Genomic DNA, 17,320 nt, shown 5'->3' with positions numbered 1-17,320 from the left:
ATGACCGGTGCCTCGACCGGCGAGCAGGACGCGGCCCGACCCCGGGGTGGCGCGGGGGAAGGCAGGGGCGCGTCGGGGGAGCGTCCGGCCGACGAGGGGTTCGTCGTCGCCGTCGTGGGCCCGACGGCGACGGGCAAGTCCGAGCTCGCCCTCGACCTCGCCGAGCAGTTCGCCACCGAGCTCGCGCTCACGGCGCCCGAGCTCTACGAGGTCGTCTCCGCCGACGCCGCCCAGCTCTACCGTGGGATGGACATCGGTACCGCGAAGCTCTCCGTCGCCGAGCGGCGGGGCATCGCCCACCACCAGATCGACGTCCTCGACCCCGCCGACGTCGCCTCCGTCGCCGCCTACCAGCGGTCCGCCGAGGCGGACGTGCAGGCGATCCTCGCGCGCGGGCACCGGCCGATCGTCGTCGGCGGGTCCGGCCTGTACGTGCGCGCCCTGCTCGACGACGTCGACCTGCCGCCCACCGACCCGGAGGTGCGCGCGGCGATCGAGGAGCGCGCCGAGCGGATCGGCGCCACCGCCCTGTTCGACGAGCTCGCCGCCGCCGACCCCGAGGCCGCCGCCGCGATGGACCCGGCCAACGTGCGCCGCACCGTGCGGGCCCTCGAGGTCATCGAGCTGACGGGGGAGGCCTTCTCCGCCCGGGCGCGCCCGCCCCGGTACCGCCGGCCCGCCGTGCAGGTGGCGATCGACGTCCCGCGCCCGCTGCTCGACGCGCGGATCGAGGCGCGGGCGGACGCGATGGTCGCCGGCGGGCTCGTCGACGAGGTCACCGCCCTGGCCGAGGCCGGGCTGGGCCGGACGGCCGAGCGGGCCGTCGGCTACGTCGAGGCGCTCGCGCACCTGCGCGGGGAGATCCCCCTGGGCGAGCTCCCCGAGGCGATCGCCCGCGCCACGCGTCGGCTCGCCCGACGCCAGGAGACCTGGTTCCGCCGCGACGAGCGCATCACGTGGGTGCCGGCCGACGAGAATCTCGTGCTCGCGGCCGCCACCGCGGTCGGGCAGGGCTGGCGGGAGCTCGGGCAGCCCTGAGGGGTGGGTGGCAGGCGTCGCTGCGTGCGTCGTCGGCCCCGACCTACGCTGGGTGCATGACCCCCGAGGACCGTCGCACCGCCCTGGCCCGACTCGCCGGGACGACGCTCGCCCTCGGCCACGGCACCGAGAACGACTTCGTGCTCGTCGACGACCCGGACGCCGCGCTCGACCTCACCCCGCAGGACGTGGCGGCGCTCGCCGACCGCCGCGGCGGGCTCGGCGGGGACGGCATCATCCGCGCCGTGCGCACCGAGGCGCTCGCGCGCACCGACCCGGACGCCGCCCGCGTGGCCGCCGAGGACGCCGGGGCCGTGTGGTTCATGGACTACCGCAACGCCGACGGCTCCCTCGCCGAGATGTGCGGCAACGGGGTGCGCGTGTTCGTCGCCCACCTGCGCGACCGCGGCCATGTCTCGCTCGGGGACGGGGAGACGGTCCGCGTCGGGACGCGCGGCGGGGTGCGGCAGGTGCGGATCGTCGGGGACGAGTACGCCGTGTCGATGGGCCGCTTCGGCCTCCCCGGCGGCCCGGCGGCGCTGGCCGACGGGACCGACGTCGCCGTCGTCGTGCCCGGCCTGTCCGGGACCCGCGGCGGCCTGCGGGTGACGATGCCCAACCCGCACACCGTGGTCGCGGTGCCGAGCCTGGAGGACCTCGCCGCCGCGCGCCTCGAGCTCGGGACGGTCGACTACGCCCCCGAGCCGCCCGAGGGGACCAACCTCGAGCTCGTCGTCCCGGGCGTGGAGGAGGTCGGGCCGGACGGCCGCGTCGGCACGCTGACGATGCGCGTCCTCGAGCGCGGCGTGGGGGAGACCCGTTCGTGCGGGACGGGCTGCTGCGCCGCCGCCGTCGCGGTGCGCGCGTGGGCCGGCGCGGGAGCCCCCGACCGGTGGCGCGTGCAGGTGCCGGGCGGCACCGTGCTCGTCGACGTCGACGCGGACGGCGAGGTCACCCTCACCGGGCCGGCCGCCCTGGTCGCGGACGTCAGGCTGCGCTGAGCGCGGCGGCGGGCCGCGCCGAGCGACGGCGTCGCGCTGCCTCGACGCGTGGATGCGCGTCGCCGCGCCGGCCGCCGACGACACGCTGCGCCGAGCGGGCTTCTCAGGAGCCGGTGACCGCGAGGACCCGGAAGCCCTTCGAGCTGCCGACCCGCTCGACCGCCCACCCGCGCTCGTCCTGAAGCCACCGGTGCAGCGAGTCCGCCCCGAGGTTCTTCCCGACCACGAGGTGGGCGAGGGCACCCGGCGCGAGGCGGGGCAGCCACAGGTCGAGCAGGTCGTGCAGGGCCTGCTTGCCCACCCTGACCGGCGGGTTGGACCAGATCGCGTCCACCCGGCCGTCCGCGCCGAGCCGCTCGAGCGCAGCCTCCGGGGTGAGCGCGGCGACCCGGGGGGCGCCGGCCGCGGCGGCGTTACGGGCCGTGAGGTCGAGGGCGCGCTCGCTGACGTCGACGGCGAGCACGTCGGCTCCCGGGGACGCGTCCGCGAGGGCGAGGGTGATCGGGCCCCAGCCGCACCCGAGGTCGAGGAGCGTGCCCGTCGTCGGCGGGTCGGGCACCTCGTCGAGGAGGATCGCCGTGGCCTTGTCGAGGCCGCCGGCGGAGAACACCGAGCCGCCCGTCGTCACCGTGCGCGCGCGCCCCCGCAGGACGACCTCGCGCTCGCGCAGGTCGGCGGGCGCCGCGGGGTCCGGGGCGAAGTAGTGCGCGGTGTCCACAGGCGTCACGGTACCCACCGCGTCCACAGCCGAGGGCGAAAGTCCTTGGGCCGCGAGGCGGGCCGTGGGACCATGGGGACCCCCGAGACGAAGGACCCCATGACCGATCTGAGAACCCCCGGTGCCACGCCCGACGCGCAGGCCGACGACGTCGTCGCCCGCATCCTCGCCCGGGCCGGGACCGCGCTGCAGGACGGCGCGGACGAGGGCACCGACCACGACGGCGACCAGCTCGACCGCACCGAGCGGCAGGCGCTGTCCCGCGTCGCCGGGCTGTCCACCGAGCTCGAGGACGTCACCGAGGTCGAGTACCGGCAGCTGCGCCTCGAGCGGGTCGTGCTCGTCGGGCTCGTCACCTCCGGCTCCCCGGCCGAGGCCGAGGTCTCGCTGCGCGAGCTCGCGGCGCTCGCCGAGACCGCCGGCTCCGTGGTCCTCGACGGGATCCTCCAGCGCCGCGCCCACCCGGACCCGGCCACGTTCCTCGGCTCGGGCAAGGCGGCGGAGCTGCGGGAGATCGTGGCCTCGACCGGCGCGGACACGGTCGTCGTCGACTCCGAGCTCGCCCCCTCGCAGCGGCGTGCGCTCGAGGACGTCGTCAAGGTCAAGGTCGTCGACCGGACCGCCCTCATCCTCGACATCTTCGCCCAGCACGCGAAGTCCCGGGAGGGCAAGGCCCAGGTCGAGCTCGCCCAGCTCGAGTACCTGCTCCCGCGTCTGCGCGGCTGGGGTGAGTCGATGTCCCGGCAGGCCGGTGGCCGGGTCGCCGGCGGTGAGGGCATCGGGTCCCGCGGCCCCGGTGAGACGAAGATCGAGCTCGACCGGCGGCGCATCCGCACCCGCATGTCCCGCCTGCGCCGCCAGCTGCGCGACATGGCGCCCTCCCGCGGCACGCGGCGCTCGAGCCGCCGCCGCAACCGCACCCCGGGGGTGGCCATCGCCGGCTACACGAACGCCGGCAAGTCGTCCCTGCTCAACCGGCTCACGGGCGCGGGCGCGCTCGTCCAGAACCAGCTCTTCGCCACGCTCGACACGACCGTGCGCCGCGCGGCCACCCCCGAGGGGCGCGAGTACACGCTCACCGACACGGTCGGGTTCGTCCGTCGTCTCCCCACCCAGCTCGTCGAGGCGTTCCGCTCCACCCTGGAGGAGATCGCGGAGGCGGACCTCCTGCTGCACGTGGTCGACGCCTCCCACCCGGATCCCGTCGGTCAGGTCGAGGCGGTCCACGCCGTGCTCGCCGACATCGAGGGAGCGGGCGACGTGCGGGAGATCATCGTGCTCAACAAGGCCGACCGCGCGGGCGAGGCCGAGCTCATGGCCCTGCGCACCCGGTTCCCGGGTTCCGTGACGGTCTCCGCCTACACGGGCGAGGGCATCGAGGAGCTCACCGCGACGATCGCCCGCGAGCTCGCCGAGGCGGCGCCGATCGGCGAGGAGATCGAGCTGACCGTGCCGTTCGCGCGGGGCGACCTCGTGGCCCGCGCCCACGCCGACGGCGAGGTGCTCGACGAGCGGTGGACCGCCGAGGGCACCGAGCTGCGGGCGCTCGTCGACCCGGCGCTCGCGGCCGACCTGCGCGCGGCCACCGGCGCGTGAGCGTCACCGAGGAGGAGGCCGGGACGGACCGCGAGGGGACCGGGCGCGCCCGGTCCGCGACGACCACGACCGACGACGGCGGGTCCGACGACGGCGGGGCCGACGAGGCCAGGCCCGGGCGTACCGGCGACGCGAGCGGGTCCGACGACGAGGAGCGCGCCCTGTCCGTGCTCGACGCCGTCGTCGAGCGTGCCGGCGGGACGCCGCGGGACGGGCAGCGGGAGATGACCCGGCGGGTGGCCGGGGCGGTCGCCGGCGGGGAGCGGCTCCTCGTCCAGGCGGGCACGGGCACGGGCAAGTCGTTCGGCTACCTCGCCCCGGTGATGAGTCACGCCGTGGCGTCCGGCGAGCGCGCGGTCGTCTCGACCGCCACCCTCGCCCTCCAGCGGCAGGTCCTCGTCAAGGATGCCCCCGCGGTGGCCGACGCGATCCAGGGGAGCACCGGGACCCGGCCCGACGTCGCCCTCCTCAAGGGCTGGCACAACTACGTGTGCCGCCACAAGGTCGACGGCGGCTACCCGGCCGAGGAGGAGCCCACGCTGCTGGCCGCACCGGCCACGACCGCGTCGACCGGCCAGGGCGCGCGTGGACCGCTCGGCGAGCAGGTCGTGCGCGCCCGCGAGTTCGCGGCGAGCAGCGAGACCGGGGACCGTGACGAGCTCGTCCCCGGCGTGTCCGACCGGGCCTGGCGCCAGGTCTCCGTCACGCGGCTCGAGTGCATCGGCCGGTCGTGCCCGCAGTGGACCGACTGCTTCGCCGTCCAGGCCCGCGAGCGCGCGGCACAGGCGGACGTCGTCGTCACCAACCACGCGATGCTCGGGATCGCCGCCACCGGCTCGCCCGGCGTGCTGCCCGAGCACGACGTGCTCGTGGTCGACGAGGCCCACGAGCTGGCCGGCCGCCTGCGCAGCCAGGGCACGGTCGAGCTGAGCGTCGGCGTCGTCGAGCGGGTCGCCCGGGTGGTGCGCGCCGAGAACGGCGCCGCCGAGGACCTCACGCGCGCGGCCGGGGACCTCAGGGGCGCCCTCGAGGTGCTTCCCGCCGGCCGGATGGCCGACGGTCCGGGCGAGCTGCTCGGCGGGGTGATCTCGCTCGTCGGCTCCGCCGCCACCGAGGCCGCCCGCTCGCTCGCGGGGGAGGCCGGCTCGCCCGACAAGGCGGGCGGGCGCGTCGCTGCCCGCTCGGCCGCCGTCGTCCTCGCGGAGGTCTGTGAGCGGCTCGTGTCCGGGGGAGTGGCGGCGCGCGCCGACGTCATGTGGTGCGACCGGGGGCGTGAGGACCTCGACCCGCCGCGCCTCCAGCTCGCCCCGGTCGAGGTCGCGGACCGCGCGGCCACCCACCTGTGGGCCGACCGGGCCGTCGTCGCGACCTCGGCCACCCTCACCCTCGGCGGCGAGCTGGCGCCCCTCGCCGTCCAGCTCGGTCTCTCGCGGGGGGCCCAGTGGCAGGGCGCCGACGTCGGGTCCCCGTTCTCCTACGGGAGCCAGGCGATCCTCTACACGCCGGCCCACCTGCCCGCCCCCGGCCGCGACGGCACGGCCGAGGCCGCGCGGACCGAGCTCGTCGACCTCGTCGAGGCCTCCGGCGGGGGAGCGCTCGGCCTGTTCTCCTCCCGGCGGGCCGCCGAGGAGGCGGCCGAGGTCGTCCGCGACCGCACGGGGCTGCGCGTGCTCTGCCAGGGCGACGACTCCCTGCCCGCGCTCGTGGAGGCCTTCGCCGCCGACGACGACGCCTGCCTGTTCGGGACCATCTCGTTGTGGCAGGGCGTCGACGTGCCCGGGCGCGCCAACCGGCTCGTCGTCATCGACCGCATCCCGTTCCCGCGGCCCGACGACCCGGTCGCGCAGGCGAGGTCCGAGGTGGCCCAGTCCCGGGGCGCGAGCGGCTTCATGGCGGTCTCCGCCACCCACGCCGCCCTGCTGCTGGCCCAGGGGGTCGGGCGGCTCATCCGGTCGACGACCGACCGGGGCGTCGTCGCCGTCCTCGACCCGCGCCTCGTCACCGCCCGCTACGGCGGGTACCTGCGGGCGTCCCTGCCGCCGATGTGGCCGACCCGGGACGGCGAGGTCGCGCGCGCGGCGCTGCGCCGGCTCGCCGCGGCGGAGTAGCCGGGAACGGTCGTCGGCGCAGCTCCCGCCGGCGGTGGGGGAGTCGCCGGCCATGGTCGCCGGTGCGGCGACGGCCGATCGCGGGGGGAGTAGCCGGGAACGGTCGCCGCCGCGGTGCCGGCCGGCCGCGGGGGAGCAGCCCGGGCCGGACGTCCGTGGTCCTCGGCGGGCGCGCCACGTAGCCTGGTGACCGCACCCGCGCAAGCAGCCCCGCCCAGGAGGATCCGTGACCGAGCACCGCGACGTCCCCGAGGCCGCACGGCCCGCCGACACCGTCGACCCCCACGCGGGGCACGGGCACACCGACGGCGCACACGCCGCGGATCCCCAGGTCACGGCGCCGCCGCCGCGCCGCGCCGCGGACCAGCCGCGACGGGCCACGCGCGTCGCCGTCGTCGGTGCGGGTGCCGTGGGTTCCGCGATCGCCTACGCCATGCTCCTGCGGGGCTCCGCCCGCGAGGTCGTGCTCTACGACATCAACGCGGACAAGGTCAACGCCGAGGTCCTCGACCTCGCCCACGGCATCTCGTTCACCCCGATGAACAGCGTCGGCGGCGGGAACGACATCTCCGTGTGCGCGGACGCCGACGTCGTCGTCATCACCGCCGGCGCCAAGCAGAAGCCCGGCCAGTCCCGCCTCGACCTCGCCGGCGCGACGATCGACATCATGCGCACCCTCGTGCCGCAGCTCGTCGAGGTGGCACCGCACGCGATCCACCTCATGGTGGCCAACCCGGTCGACGTCGTCACCCAGGCCGGCCTCGCGATCTCGGGCCTCCCGCCCACCCAGTTCTTCGGCTCCGGCACGGTGCTCGACACCTCGCGGATGCGCTACCTCGTGGCCCGACGCGCCGGCGTCGCCGTCCAGTCGGTGCACGGCTACATCGCGGGCGAGCACGGCGACTCCGAGGTGCCGATGTGGAGCTCGGCAACCATCGGCGGGATCCCGGTCGAGGACTGGCCCGCCGCCACCGGGACGAGCAACCTCGACGCGGCCGACCGCGAGCGGATCCGCCACGAGGTCGTCCACGCCGCCGACACGATCATCCGGGGCAAGGGGGCGACGAACTACGCGATCGGCCTGTCGACCGCGCGCATCGTCGAGGCTCTCCTGCGCGACGAGGACCGCGTGCTGTCGGTCTCGCGCATGCTGCCCGACGTCTACGGGAGCGGGCCGGTGACGATGTCGATGCCGACGGTCATCGGTCGCGACGGCGCCGCCCGGACCCTCATGCTGCCCGCCTCGGAGGCGGAGCAGGAGGCGCTGCTGGCCTCGGCGGCGTCGATCCGCTCGGTGGCCGCGCAGTTCGGGTTCTGACGCGGATCACGGGCGCCGGCGCGGATCACGGACGCTGAGGCGGATCACGGGCGCAGACGCAACTCACGCACGCTGAGGCGGACGACGCCCGGACCACGCCGTCCGGGCGTCGACCGCCGCCGGGGGCGCCGCCTCAGAGGGCGCGCAGGACCGCGACGACCTTGCCGAGGATCGTCGACTCGTCCGCCGGGATCGGGGCGTAGCTCGAGTTCCGCGGCAGCAGCCACACGTGGCCGTCCCGGCGGGAGAGCGCCTTGACCGTCGCCTCGCCGTCGAGCATCGCCGCCACGATCTCCCCGTTCTCCGCCACGTTCTGCCGCCGCACCACCACCCGGTCGCCGTCGCAGATCGCCGCCTCGATCATCGAGTCGCCGACGACGTCGAGCATGAACAGCTCGCCCGAGCCCACGAGCTCGCGGGGGAGCGGGAGCGAGGCCGTGATCTCCTGCTCGGCGAGGATCGGTCCGCCGGCCGCGATCCGGCCGACGAGCGGCACGTAGGCGGGGGCCTCGCCACCGAGCCCCTCGCCGTCGTGCAGCGTGAGCACGGGGTGGTCGTCCTCCGCCGGGCCGGGCTCCGCGTCGCGGTCCGGTGCACCCGGGTCCGCGACGGCCGGCTCGAGCTCGACGATCTCGATCGCGCGCGGGCGCTTGGGGTCGCGACGGATGTAGCCCTTGCGCTCGAGCGTGTCGAGCTGGTGCTTGACCGACGACGGCGAGCCGAGCCCCACGGCGATGCCGATCTCCCGCAGCGACGGCGGGTAGCCGCGCTCGGCGACCGCCGTGCGCAGGCAGTCGAGGACCTCCCGCTGGCGCACGGTCAGCGCGGGTGGTGCGGGTGCGGCGTTCTCGCCCATGACGGGCCTCCAGGTCCTCGTCCGGTCGGTGCCGGAGCGTCGATGTCGGTGGTCTGCGATGAACTGCGGACGACGCCAAGGGTAGGCCGGTGTCGGGCGCATCTCAAACATGTGTTCGATCGGAGTGTCGACTTCCCGTCCCGGATGCTCTACTCTGGCGAACAGTTGTTCGACGAACGCACGTTCGAGGAGAGTTGAGATGAGCGCACTTCCCCTGGAGGCGGTCCCCGTCGTCCCGCGCCGTACCCGGCCGCGGCTCCAGGTCGTCGGCCCGGAGTTCGTGCCGCAGCCTCCGCTCGGCGCGCCGGAGGACCGGTCCGCGAGGACCGCGCTCGTCCCGGGCCCGGCCGCCGTGCCGCATGCCCGCCCCGCGGCGCCCGTCGCCGCCCCCAGCCGTCCCTCCGCACGTCCGTCGGTCGCCGCCCCGGCCGTGCGGGGGGACTCCCTCCGGGCGACAGCCGCGGCGCCGCTGCGGCTCACCGCTCGCGGCGTGCTCGCCCTGCGGGCGCTCGTCCTCGGTATCGCGCTGCTCGTCGTCGTCGGCCTGGGCGCCGGCATCGGCGCGATCGCCGCGCCGAGCGTCGAGGCGTCCGGCGCCACGGTCGTCGTGGCCCCCGGCGAGTCGCTGTGGGCAGTCGCCTCCGCGGCCGCCGCCCCGGGCGAGGACGTCCGGGACGTCGTCGCGCAGATCGCCGAGCTGAACGGGCTCCGGGGCGAGTCGGTCGCCGCCGGGCAGACGCTGCAGCTGCCGCGCTGACCGCGGCGATGCGGCGCCGGCAGCGGCACGTGCGCCGGCCCGCGCCCGCCGGTGCGGAGCGGCCGCGGGTCTGCCGCGTGGTGCCCTCCGCGCGCCGGGGCGTGGCGGGCTGGAATGATGGCCCGATGCACTGCCCCTTCTGCCGCTTCCCGGACTCCCGGGTGATCGACTCGCGCACCTCCGACGACGGCACGTCGATCCGGCGCCGTCGACTGTGCCCGGACTGCAACCGGCGGTTCAGCACCCTGGAGACGTCGTCGCTGCAGGTGGTCAAGCGGTCCGGCGTCGTCGAGCCGTTCAGCCGCGACAAGGTGGTCGGCGGGCTGCGGAAGGCGAGCCAGGGCCGGCCGGTCTCCGACGACGACCTCGCGCGTCTCGCTCAGCAGGTCGAGGAGACGGTCCGTGCGTCCGGCGCCGCCCAGGTCGACGCCCACGACGTCGGCACGGCGATCCTCGCGCCGCTGCGCTCCCTCGACGAGGTGGCCTACCTGCGCTTCGCCTCGGTCTACTCCGCATACGACTCGCTCGAGGACTTCGAGGCAGCGATCGCGGCCCTGCGCGCGGACCGTGCGGCGGGAGTGGGTGCCGCGGCGGTCGGCGCCGGGGACGGGGACGGGGGTGACCCCGCGGCGTCGGACTCAATCGACGGCGCGGCTGACAGCTCGGGCGAGGCGGCTGTGCCGGGTCGCGAGAACTGACATCGCCGTGCCCGGTCCTGAGGACTGAACGGGCCGCTCGCAAAGGCTGCCGGGGCTGCTCCGCGTTCCGTCCACAACGACGTTCACGCGACCCTCGCGGAGCCGCTAGGCTCTGGTGCACCGGCGACGAGCCGGGCCCCCGAGCACCCGCACCACGGTGGTCGAGCGCGGCCCGCCGACGTCGGCGCCGACCGCCGTCGGTGACGTCGGAGGGGAAGCCGACGTCACCGGCGGCTCGGCGCAGACAGCGGTGCCTCCTCGGCCCGTGAGCTACCGGGCCGTCAGCGGTCGAGCCACCCCGGGAGCGGCGCACTCACGACGCTTGGCCTGCCTGGGAGCAGCGCGGTCAGACGCCCGGCCGCGAGAGCACCCGGAGGCGGATCGTGTCCTCCATCGACTGCATCGCGGACAGGGCCGCCACCGGGATCTCGGAGGAGATGTCGGTGATGACGTATCCGGTCTCGCCGGAGGTCCCGAGGATCTGCCCCTCGATGTTCGCCCCGGCCTCCGCGAAGGTCTGGTTGACGAGCGCGAGGACGCCGGGCGTGTTCCGGTGCACGTAGGCGAGCCGGTGCCGGGTGGCGCCGGTCGTCTCGAGCGTGAGGCGGGGCAGGTTGACCGAGAGGTCCGTGGTCCCGAGCCGGTAGTACGAGGCGAGCTTGCCGGAGACGAAGTGGCCGATGTTCTCCTGCGCCTCCTCGGTGGACCCGCCGACGTGCGGGGTGAGGATGACGTTGGGCAGCCCGCGCAGCTCGGAGCTGAAGTCCGCGCCGTTGCTCTTCGGCTCGTCCGGGAAGACGTCGACCGCCGCACCGGTGATGGAGCCGTCGAGGATGTGCTCGCGCAGGGCGGCGTAGTCCACGAGGAAACCGCGCGAGAGGTTGAGGAACGCGGCACCCTGCTTCATCGCCGCGAACTGCGCGGCGCCGAACATCCCGGCGTTGCCCTCGCGGCCGTCCACGTGCAGCGTGACGACGTCGGCCTCGGCGAGGAGCTCCTCGAGCGAGGCGGTGCCGCGGGCGTTGCCGAGCGCGAGCTTCTCGGACGTGTCGTAGAAGATCACGTGCATGCCGAGCGCCTCGGCGATGACGGAGAGCTGCGACCCGATGTTCCCGTAGCCGACGATGCCGAGCGTGCGGCCCCGCACCTCGTGGGAGCCGGCGGCGGACTTCGCCCAGACGCCGTCGTGCAGCGACTTGTCCCGCTCGGTCAGGCGCCGCGTGAGGGCGATGATCTCCGCGACGGCGAGCTCGACCACGGAGCGCGTGTTGGAGAACGGCGCGTTGAACACGGCGATGCCGTGCCGGGTCGCGGCGCGGGTGTCGATCTGGTTGGTCCCGATGCTGAACGCGCCGACGGCGAGGAGCTGCGGGTGGTTGGCGAGCACGCGGCCGGTGACCTGCGTCTGCGACCGGATGCCGAGGATCTCGATGCCGTCGAGGGCCTCGTCCAGCTCGTCCTCCGACATCGCGTGCGGGTGCCGGACGATGTCGAGGCCGGCACCTCTGAGCACGGGGTCGGCGTTGGAGTGCGGGTTTTCCAGGAGGAGGGCTCGAGTCACCGGGACATGGTCGCCCCGGCGTCCGCGCTCGGCAAACCCGTTCCACCGCTCGGTCGGGTCCGAGGGTGAGGTGCCGCCGTGGGAGCATGCGGGCATGTTCGGATCGAGCGCCGCCCTGACCGCCCCCATCGACCAGCTCGAGGCGCGCGTCGCCGCCCAGGACGAGATCATCCGCCGGCTCTGCGAGAGGGCCGGTATCCGGCCCGCCGACATCAGCCCCTCGACGGCGCTCGAGCTGACGGCGTCCGAGCAGATGCTCGTGCAGCAGGGGAAGAAGATCGAGGCGATCAAGGAGGTGCGGGGGCGCACGGGGCTCGGCCTCAAGGCCGCCAAGGACCTCGTCGACAGGGCAGGACGACCGGGGAGCTAGCCCCGGGGCGGGGCCCCGCGAGCCTGGGCATGAGAACGGCGGCGCCCGGGTGCCCGACGCACGTCCCGCCGGCCGTGCGGTCAGCCCGCGGGCGAGACGCCCGCCGGCAGCGCCTCGTGGTGGACGACGACGAGCCGCCGGGTCGGCCGGGTCATCGCCACGTAGAGGTCACCGGTGCCGTCGCCCGTCAGGGCGGCCGGCTCGACGAGCACGACGACGTCGAACTCCAGCCCCTTGGCCCCCGCCGCGTCGGTGAGGACGAGCCGCGCCCCGAGGAGGTCCGGCCCCTCGAGCGCCTCGGCTGTCGCCGGCCGGTCGAGCGCGGCTGAGCGGAACTCGCCCAGCAGACCTGACGGCGCGACGACGGCCACCCGTCCGGCGCCGTCCTCCTCGCCCGCGAGCGCGCCGAGCTCACGCTCCGCGGCGTCGAGTGCCCCGGTGACGAGCCCGCCCGCCGCCACGGGGCGGACGACCAGTGCGTCCGGGAGGTCCCGCGCCGCGGTCACCGGATGCACGGGCGGGGTGCCGGCGCGCGCGAGCATCTCCGTGGCCGCCTCGAGCACGGTGGCCGGCGTGCGGTAGGAGACGGTGAGGACGGACTCGCGCAGGGCGTGACCGGCCGCAGGGCCGAGGAGGTCCGCCCAGCTGCTCGGGCGCTCGACGCCGCGGCGCTGGTCGAGGTCGCCGACCACGGTCATCGACCGCACCGGCACGCGCCGGGCGAGCATCCGCCAGGCCATCGGGCTCAGCTCCTGGGCCTCGTCGACCACGACGTGCCCGTAGGTCCACGTCCGGTCCGCGGCCGCCCGCTCGGCGGTCGTCAGCGACGGGCCGCCGGCGGTGAACCGGTCGGCGAGCATCTCGGCGCTGACGATCCCGTCGCCGAGGTCCTGCGACTCGATCGCCTCCCGCGCGAGCTCGACCGCCTGCGCGCGCTCGGCCGTCGCGCGGGCCCGGGCGGCCCGGTCCTCCGCCTCCTCGTGGGGGCCGAGCAGCTCGGCGAGCTCGTCGAGCAGCGGCACGTCCGCCTCGGTCGGCGCGGAGCCGCGGGGGCGCAGCAGGGCGGCGCGCTCGTCGTCGTCGAGGTCGGGAAGGCACGCCCCGAGAAGTGCGGGGGAGGAGAGCAGCTTGTCGAGCAGCTCGGTGGGGGTGCGCGGCATCCACGCGAGGTTGAGGGCGACCCGGACGTCACGCGCCGAGCGCACGTCCTCCATGAGGGCGGAGCGCTCCTCCGGGTCGTCGATGCCGCGCGCGGCGGCGTAGCGGTCGGTGAGCACGGGGAGCAGCGAGCGGACGAACGTCTCGCGGCCGGCGTTGTGGGTGCGGTGGGCGCGCCGGGCCCGGCCGATCGCCGAGCGGACGTCGGCGGGCTCGAGGCGGATCGTCGATCCCTCGACGTCGAGCATCTTCGTGCCTTCCGGCACCCGTTGGAAGAGTCGGACGAGGCGTCCCATCGCCTCCACCATCATGGTGCGGCCCTTGATCCGTGCGGCAGTCGGGCTCTCCGTCCCGCGCGCACGGACGCCGGGCAGCAGGTCGGCGATCGTCGTCGCGACCACGTCGGTCTCGCCGAGCGAGGGCAGGACCTTCTCGACGTAGGAGAGGAAGACGTCGGAGGGGCCGACGAGGAGGACGCCGGACCGGGCGAGCCGCTCCCGGTGGGCGTAGAGCAGGTAGGCGATCCGGTGGAGCGCGACGGCGGTCTTGCCCGTGCCGGGCCCGCCCTGGACCACGTGCACGCCGTCGAGGTCGGAGCGGATGACGGCGTCCTGCTCGGCCTGGATCGTGGCGACGATGTCGCTCATCCGCCCCGTGCGGGCCGCGTTCATCGCCGCGAACAGGGCGCCCTCGCCGCGCAGCTCGAGGCGCAGGTCCTCGGGCAGGTTGTCCGCGTCGAGCAGCTCGTCCTCGACCCCGATGACGCGCCGGCGCCGGGTGAGCAGGTGCCGGCGTCGCACGGCGCCGTCGGGGCGCACGGCGGTGGCCTGGTAGAAGGGGCGGGCCGACGGGGCGCGCCAGTCGAGGAGCAGCTGGGTGCGCGACGCGTCCTGGATGCCGATCCGGCCCACGTAGCGCGGCGGCCCCTCCCGCAGGTCGAGCCGCCCGAACACGAGCCGTTCCTCGACCTGATCGAGCCGGGCGACGGCCTCGGAGTAGTGAGCGGCGAACGCGTCGCGCTCCGAGCGCATCTGGTGCGTGCCCACCGACCCGCCGCGGCGCACGTCGGCCAGCCGGGCGCGGTACTGGGCGCGCAGCTCGTCGAGTCGCGCGTAGACGGTGTCCACCCGGGCCTGCTCGCGGGGGAGCTCGTCGCCGCCGGTCGCGGGCTCGCGCTCGCGCGCGTCGTGCAACGCCATCGGACCACCTCCAGGTCGCGGCCCCGGGGTCGGCGCGCGCGGCCGTCCATTCTGGTGCATCCACGCGGGTGCGCGCACCATCTGTTCGTCCACGGCGGACCGGCGTGCGGTGTGGCGCGTCCCGCGCCGCACGGCGGGAATGCCGCAGGATGGGACCGCGTTGAGCCGGTCAGAGACCAGCGGAAGGATGGTGGCGCCATGAACGACGAGACCCTCTACACCAGCGGCCCGGCCGCCGACCAGATCGGCGACGTGCCCGTGCTCGTGCACGCCCTGCAGGGCGCGATGGACGCGGGCAGCGCGGGCGAGCTCGCCGTGCGCCAGCTCCTGTCGAGCATGCCCGTCCAGCGGGTGGCGACCTTCGACACGGAGCAGCTCCTCGACCTGCGCTCGCGCCGCCCGGCGATGACCTTCGCCGACGGCCGGTGGGTGGACTACGACGAGCCGGTCCTCGCCGTCGACGCCGTGCGCGACCACGAGGGGCGGGCGCTCCTCGTCCTCCACGGCCACGAGCCGGACCACGCGTGGGAGGGCTTCGCCCGCGCGGTGTCGACGATCGTCCGCGAGCACGGGGTCGAGCTCGTCGTCGGGCTGCAGGGCGTCCCGGCCGGCGTCCCGCACACGCGCCCGGCGGCCATCACGACGCACGGCACGGATCGCGACGCCGGGGGGCGTCTCGAGCCGGGACCGAACCTCTTCGTCGGCGAGTTCCAGGCGCCCGGCAGCGCCGAGGCCCTCCTCGACCTGCGCCTGTCCGAGCAGGGGATGAACGTCCTCGGCCTGGCCGTGCACGTCCCGCACTACCTCTCGGGCTCGGAGTACCCCGTGGCGTCGGCGTCCCTCATCCGGACGCTGTCCACGGCCAGCGGAGTCTCCCTGCCGGTCGGCGACCTCGAGTCGCTCACCGCCCAGGTGCTCGCCCAGATCGACTCCCAGGTCGAGGCGAACCCCGAGATCGCGCAGGTCGTGCGCGCGCTCGAGGAGCGGTACGACCGCAGCCCGGTCGCACGCACGAGCGACGACGCGCCCGCCGCGGAGCTGCCCACGGCCGACGAGATCGGCGCCGAGCTGGAGGCGTTCCTCGCGAGCGCGCCCCCGATCGAGGGCTGGCGCGACGAGGGCCTCCCGGAGATCGGCGGCGTCGACCGCGGTCCGGACGGCACGTCCGACGACGGCCGGTCCGACGACGCCGGGCACGACGGCGGGGACCTCGCCGACGACCGACCCGCCGACGAGCGCCCCGGCGACGACGCGCCCGACGGCGGGGACCTCGCCGACGACCGGTCCGACCACCAGCGGTCCGACGACGACGCGCCCGACGCCGACCCGTCCGAGGAGGCGTGAGCCGCCCCGGAGGACCCGCAGCGCCGCGGAGGAGAGGCGGGCCATGGCCCGCCTGACCCCTCCCGCATCGCCCCGCACCGCCTTCGCGGTGTGGGGCGTCGCCGTGCTGTGCTACGTCCTGGCCATCGCGGGCCGCAGCTCGTTCGGCGTCGCCTCGCTCGCCGCACTCGAGCGGTTCGAGGTCGGCCCGGCGATCCTCTCGACCTTCGTCGTCATCCAGCTCGGCACGTACGCCGCCGCGCAGATCCCCGTGGGCCTCGCGATCGACCGCTGGGGCTCGCGCCGGGTGCTCGTCGCCGGCGCGCTGCTGCTGGCCGCCGCCCAGACGGTGATGGCGCTGTCGACCTCGCTGCCGCTCACGCTGGCCGCCCGCGTGGCGGTCGGGCTCGGCGACGCGACCGCCTTCATCTCGGTGCTGCGCCTCGTGCCGGAGTGGTTCCCGCTGCGGCACGTCCCGATCGTCAACCAGTCGACCGGCGCGCTCGGGCAGCTCGGCCAGGTCCTCTCGGCCGTCCCCTTCTACGCCGTGCTGTCGGTGCGCGGCTGGACGGCCGCCTACCTCTCGCTCGCGGCGACGGGCGTGCTCGTGGCGATCGCCGTGCTCGTCGTCGTGCGCGACCGTCCGGCGCCGGACCCTGGATCCGTACCGGACACCGGGTCCGCGCCGGACGCCGAGCCGGCCCCGGACGCCGAGCCGGCCCCGGGCGCCGCGGCTGCACCCGCGACCGGACCACCCCCTGCCACCGCGCCACGGGGCGCGCAGCGGGAGAGCACGGGTGCCACCCTCGCGGCGCTCGTGCGCGAGCCCGGCGTGTGGGCGGGTCTGTTCGCGCACTGGTCGACGATGTTCTTCGTCACGACGTTCGCGCTCATGTGGGGCGTGCCCTACATGCGTGCGGGCAACGGGCACAGCGCCGCCACGGCGTCGACCGTGCTCGTGCTCGGGGTCGTGATGATGGTGTTCGCCGCCCCGGTCGTCGGCGCCCTGTCCGGTCGCTTCCCGCACCGCCGCTTCCGGATCATCCTCACGGGCTGCGCGCTCGCGGTGACGAGCTGGACCGTCGTGCTCCTGCTCCCGCCGCCGGTGCCCGCGTGGCTGCTCGTCGTGCTGATGATGATCCTCAGCTGCGGCGGCGCGGTGAGCAACGTGTCCTTCGACGTCGTGCGGTCGCATGTCCCGCGGTCCCGGCTGGGCACCGCCACCGGCCTGGCGAACACGGGCGGCTTCATCGCCTCGTTGCTCGCGGTGCTCGTCATCGGGCTCGTGCTCGACGCCGTCGGCGGGTCGTCACCGGGACCCGACGCCTTCCGGATCGCGATGGCGTCGCAGGTCGTGGTCGTCGTCGTCGGGCTCGTGGGGCTTGCTCTCGCGGTGCGCCGGCTCGGCCCGGGATCCGAGGCGCGTCCTCCCCGGAGCTGAGATCCGGCACGTCCAGGAGACGGCCCGGGTGGTTCTCCCCACGAGAAGCGCGCACGGGGCGCCCGGACGTGGCATGCTTACCGTGTTGCATCTGCGTTTCCCTGTTGTGTCGCCCGCCGGCCCGTTCGGCGGGAGGCATGGTTCCGGCAAGGACGTGGGACGAATTCAGTGCGGCAAG

General features: G+C 75.6%; 14 protein-coding genes. 10 read left to right on the top strand and 4 right to left on the bottom strand.

Annotated features, from left to right (window positions below; genetic code table 11):
* Both miaA and dapF read left to right on the top strand, forming a co-directional pair.
* The gene (gene miaA, locus AC24FB_RS02150) at nucleotides 1–1,038 is read left to right on the top strand and encodes a tRNA (adenosine(37)-N6)-dimethylallyltransferase MiaA (RefSeq protein ID WP_425713022.1); all 1,038 of its coding nucleotides are present in this window, start codon (nucleotides 1–3) and stop codon (nucleotides 1,036–1,038) included.
* A gap of 56 nt (nucleotides 1,039–1,094) precedes the next feature.
* Nucleotides 1,095–2,039: a diaminopimelate epimerase gene (gene dapF, locus AC24FB_RS02145; RefSeq protein ID WP_425713023.1), complete on the top strand. Its 945-nt coding sequence runs from the start codon at nucleotides 1,095–1,097 to the stop codon at nucleotides 2,037–2,039.
* Nucleotides 2,040–2,142: 103 nt separating this feature from the next.
* On the opposite strand, the gene AC24FB_RS02140 is transcribed toward dapF, so the two are convergent.
* Complete coding sequence (locus tag AC24FB_RS02140) at nucleotides 2,143–2,766, bottom strand: class I SAM-dependent methyltransferase (RefSeq protein WP_463654096.1); 624 nt, start codon at nucleotides 2,764–2,766, stop codon at nucleotides 2,143–2,145.
* 90 nt (nucleotides 2,767–2,856) lie between these two features.
* Here AC24FB_RS02140 and hflX point away from each other — a divergent pair, with 90 nt between their 5' ends.
* The 3 genes from hflX to AC24FB_RS02125 all read left to right on the top strand — a co-directional run bounded on the left by hflX (nucleotide 2,857) and on the right by AC24FB_RS02125 (nucleotide 7,779).
* On the top strand, nucleotides 2,857–4,353 hold the full coding sequence (gene hflX, locus AC24FB_RS02135) for a GTPase HflX (protein ID WP_425713025.1): 1,497 nt from the start codon (nucleotides 2,857–2,859) through the stop codon (nucleotides 4,351–4,353).
* The gene (locus AC24FB_RS02130; RefSeq protein WP_425713026.1) at nucleotides 4,350–6,461 is read left to right on the top strand and encodes an ATP-dependent DNA helicase; all 2,112 of its coding nucleotides are present in this window, start codon (nucleotides 4,350–4,352) and stop codon (nucleotides 6,459–6,461) included. The genes hflX and AC24FB_RS02130 overlap by 4 nt, the downstream gene beginning before the upstream one ends.
* A gap of 409 nt (nucleotides 6,462–6,870) precedes the next feature.
* Nucleotides 6,871–7,779: an L-lactate dehydrogenase gene (locus AC24FB_RS02125; protein WP_487561378.1), complete on the top strand. Its 909-nt coding sequence runs from the start codon at nucleotides 6,871–6,873 to the stop codon at nucleotides 7,777–7,779.
* Nucleotides 7,780–7,912: 133 nt separating this feature from the next.
* Here the strand turns inward: AC24FB_RS02125 and lexA are convergent, their stop codons facing one another.
* Nucleotides 7,913–8,635, bottom strand: coding sequence for a transcriptional repressor LexA (lexA, locus tag AC24FB_RS02120; protein ID WP_425713028.1), 723 nt, complete (start codon nucleotides 8,633–8,635; stop codon nucleotides 7,913–7,915).
* A gap of 199 nt (nucleotides 8,636–8,834) precedes the next feature.
* Between lexA and AC24FB_RS02115 the strand changes: the two genes are divergently transcribed.
* Together AC24FB_RS02115 and nrdR are read left to right on the top strand one after the other, a co-directional pair.
* Nucleotides 8,835–9,392, top strand: coding sequence for a LysM peptidoglycan-binding domain-containing protein (locus AC24FB_RS02115; RefSeq protein WP_425713029.1), 558 nt, complete (start codon nucleotides 8,835–8,837; stop codon nucleotides 9,390–9,392).
* Between the two features lie 125 nt (nucleotides 9,393–9,517).
* Nucleotides 9,518–10,090 carry a transcriptional regulator NrdR gene (gene nrdR, locus AC24FB_RS02110; protein ID WP_425713030.1) on the top strand — a complete coding sequence of 191 codons (573 nt, stop codon included), beginning with the start codon at nucleotides 9,518–9,520 and terminating at the stop codon, nucleotides 10,088–10,090.
* A 346-nt stretch (nucleotides 10,091–10,436) separates the two neighbouring features.
* On the opposite strand, the gene serA is transcribed toward nrdR, so the two are convergent.
* The gene (gene serA / locus AC24FB_RS02105) at nucleotides 10,437–11,651 is read right to left on the bottom strand and encodes a phosphoglycerate dehydrogenase (RefSeq protein WP_425713031.1); all 1,215 of its coding nucleotides are present in this window, start codon (nucleotides 11,649–11,651) and stop codon (nucleotides 10,437–10,439) included.
* Nucleotides 11,652–11,745: 94 nt separating this feature from the next.
* On the opposite strand from serA, the gene AC24FB_RS02100 reads away from it, so the two are divergent.
* Nucleotides 11,746–12,021 carry a ribosomal protein L7/L12 gene (locus tag AC24FB_RS02100; protein ID WP_425713032.1) on the top strand — a complete coding sequence of 92 codons (276 nt, stop codon included), beginning with the start codon at nucleotides 11,746–11,748 and terminating at the stop codon, nucleotides 12,019–12,021.
* Between the two features lie 80 nt (nucleotides 12,022–12,101).
* Here AC24FB_RS02100 and AC24FB_RS02095 read toward each other — a convergent pair whose 3' ends face one another.
* Nucleotides 12,102–14,378 carry a HelD family protein gene (locus tag AC24FB_RS02095; RefSeq protein ID WP_425713033.1) on the bottom strand — a complete coding sequence of 759 codons (2,277 nt, stop codon included), beginning with the start codon at nucleotides 14,376–14,378 and terminating at the stop codon, nucleotides 12,102–12,104.
* A gap of 198 nt (nucleotides 14,379–14,576) precedes the next feature.
* On the opposite strand from AC24FB_RS02095, the gene AC24FB_RS02090 reads away from it, so the two are divergent.
* Entirely contained in the window at nucleotides 14,577–15,722 is a 1,146-nt protein-coding gene (locus AC24FB_RS02090; RefSeq protein ID WP_425713034.1) for a proteasome assembly chaperone family protein, read from the top strand.
* A gap of 43 nt (nucleotides 15,723–15,765) precedes the next feature.
* Nucleotides 15,766–17,142, top strand: a complete 1,377-nt coding sequence (locus AC24FB_RS02085) for an MFS transporter (protein WP_425713035.1) — start codon at nucleotides 15,766–15,768, stop codon at nucleotides 17,140–17,142.
* Nucleotides 17,143–17,320: the final 178 nt, after the last annotated feature.

The sequence above is a fragment of the Georgenia sp. Z1344 genome, from assembly GCF_057652375.1.
Note: the sequence above shows the minus strand (reverse complement) of the source record. Positions and strands in the feature narration are given on the sequence as shown.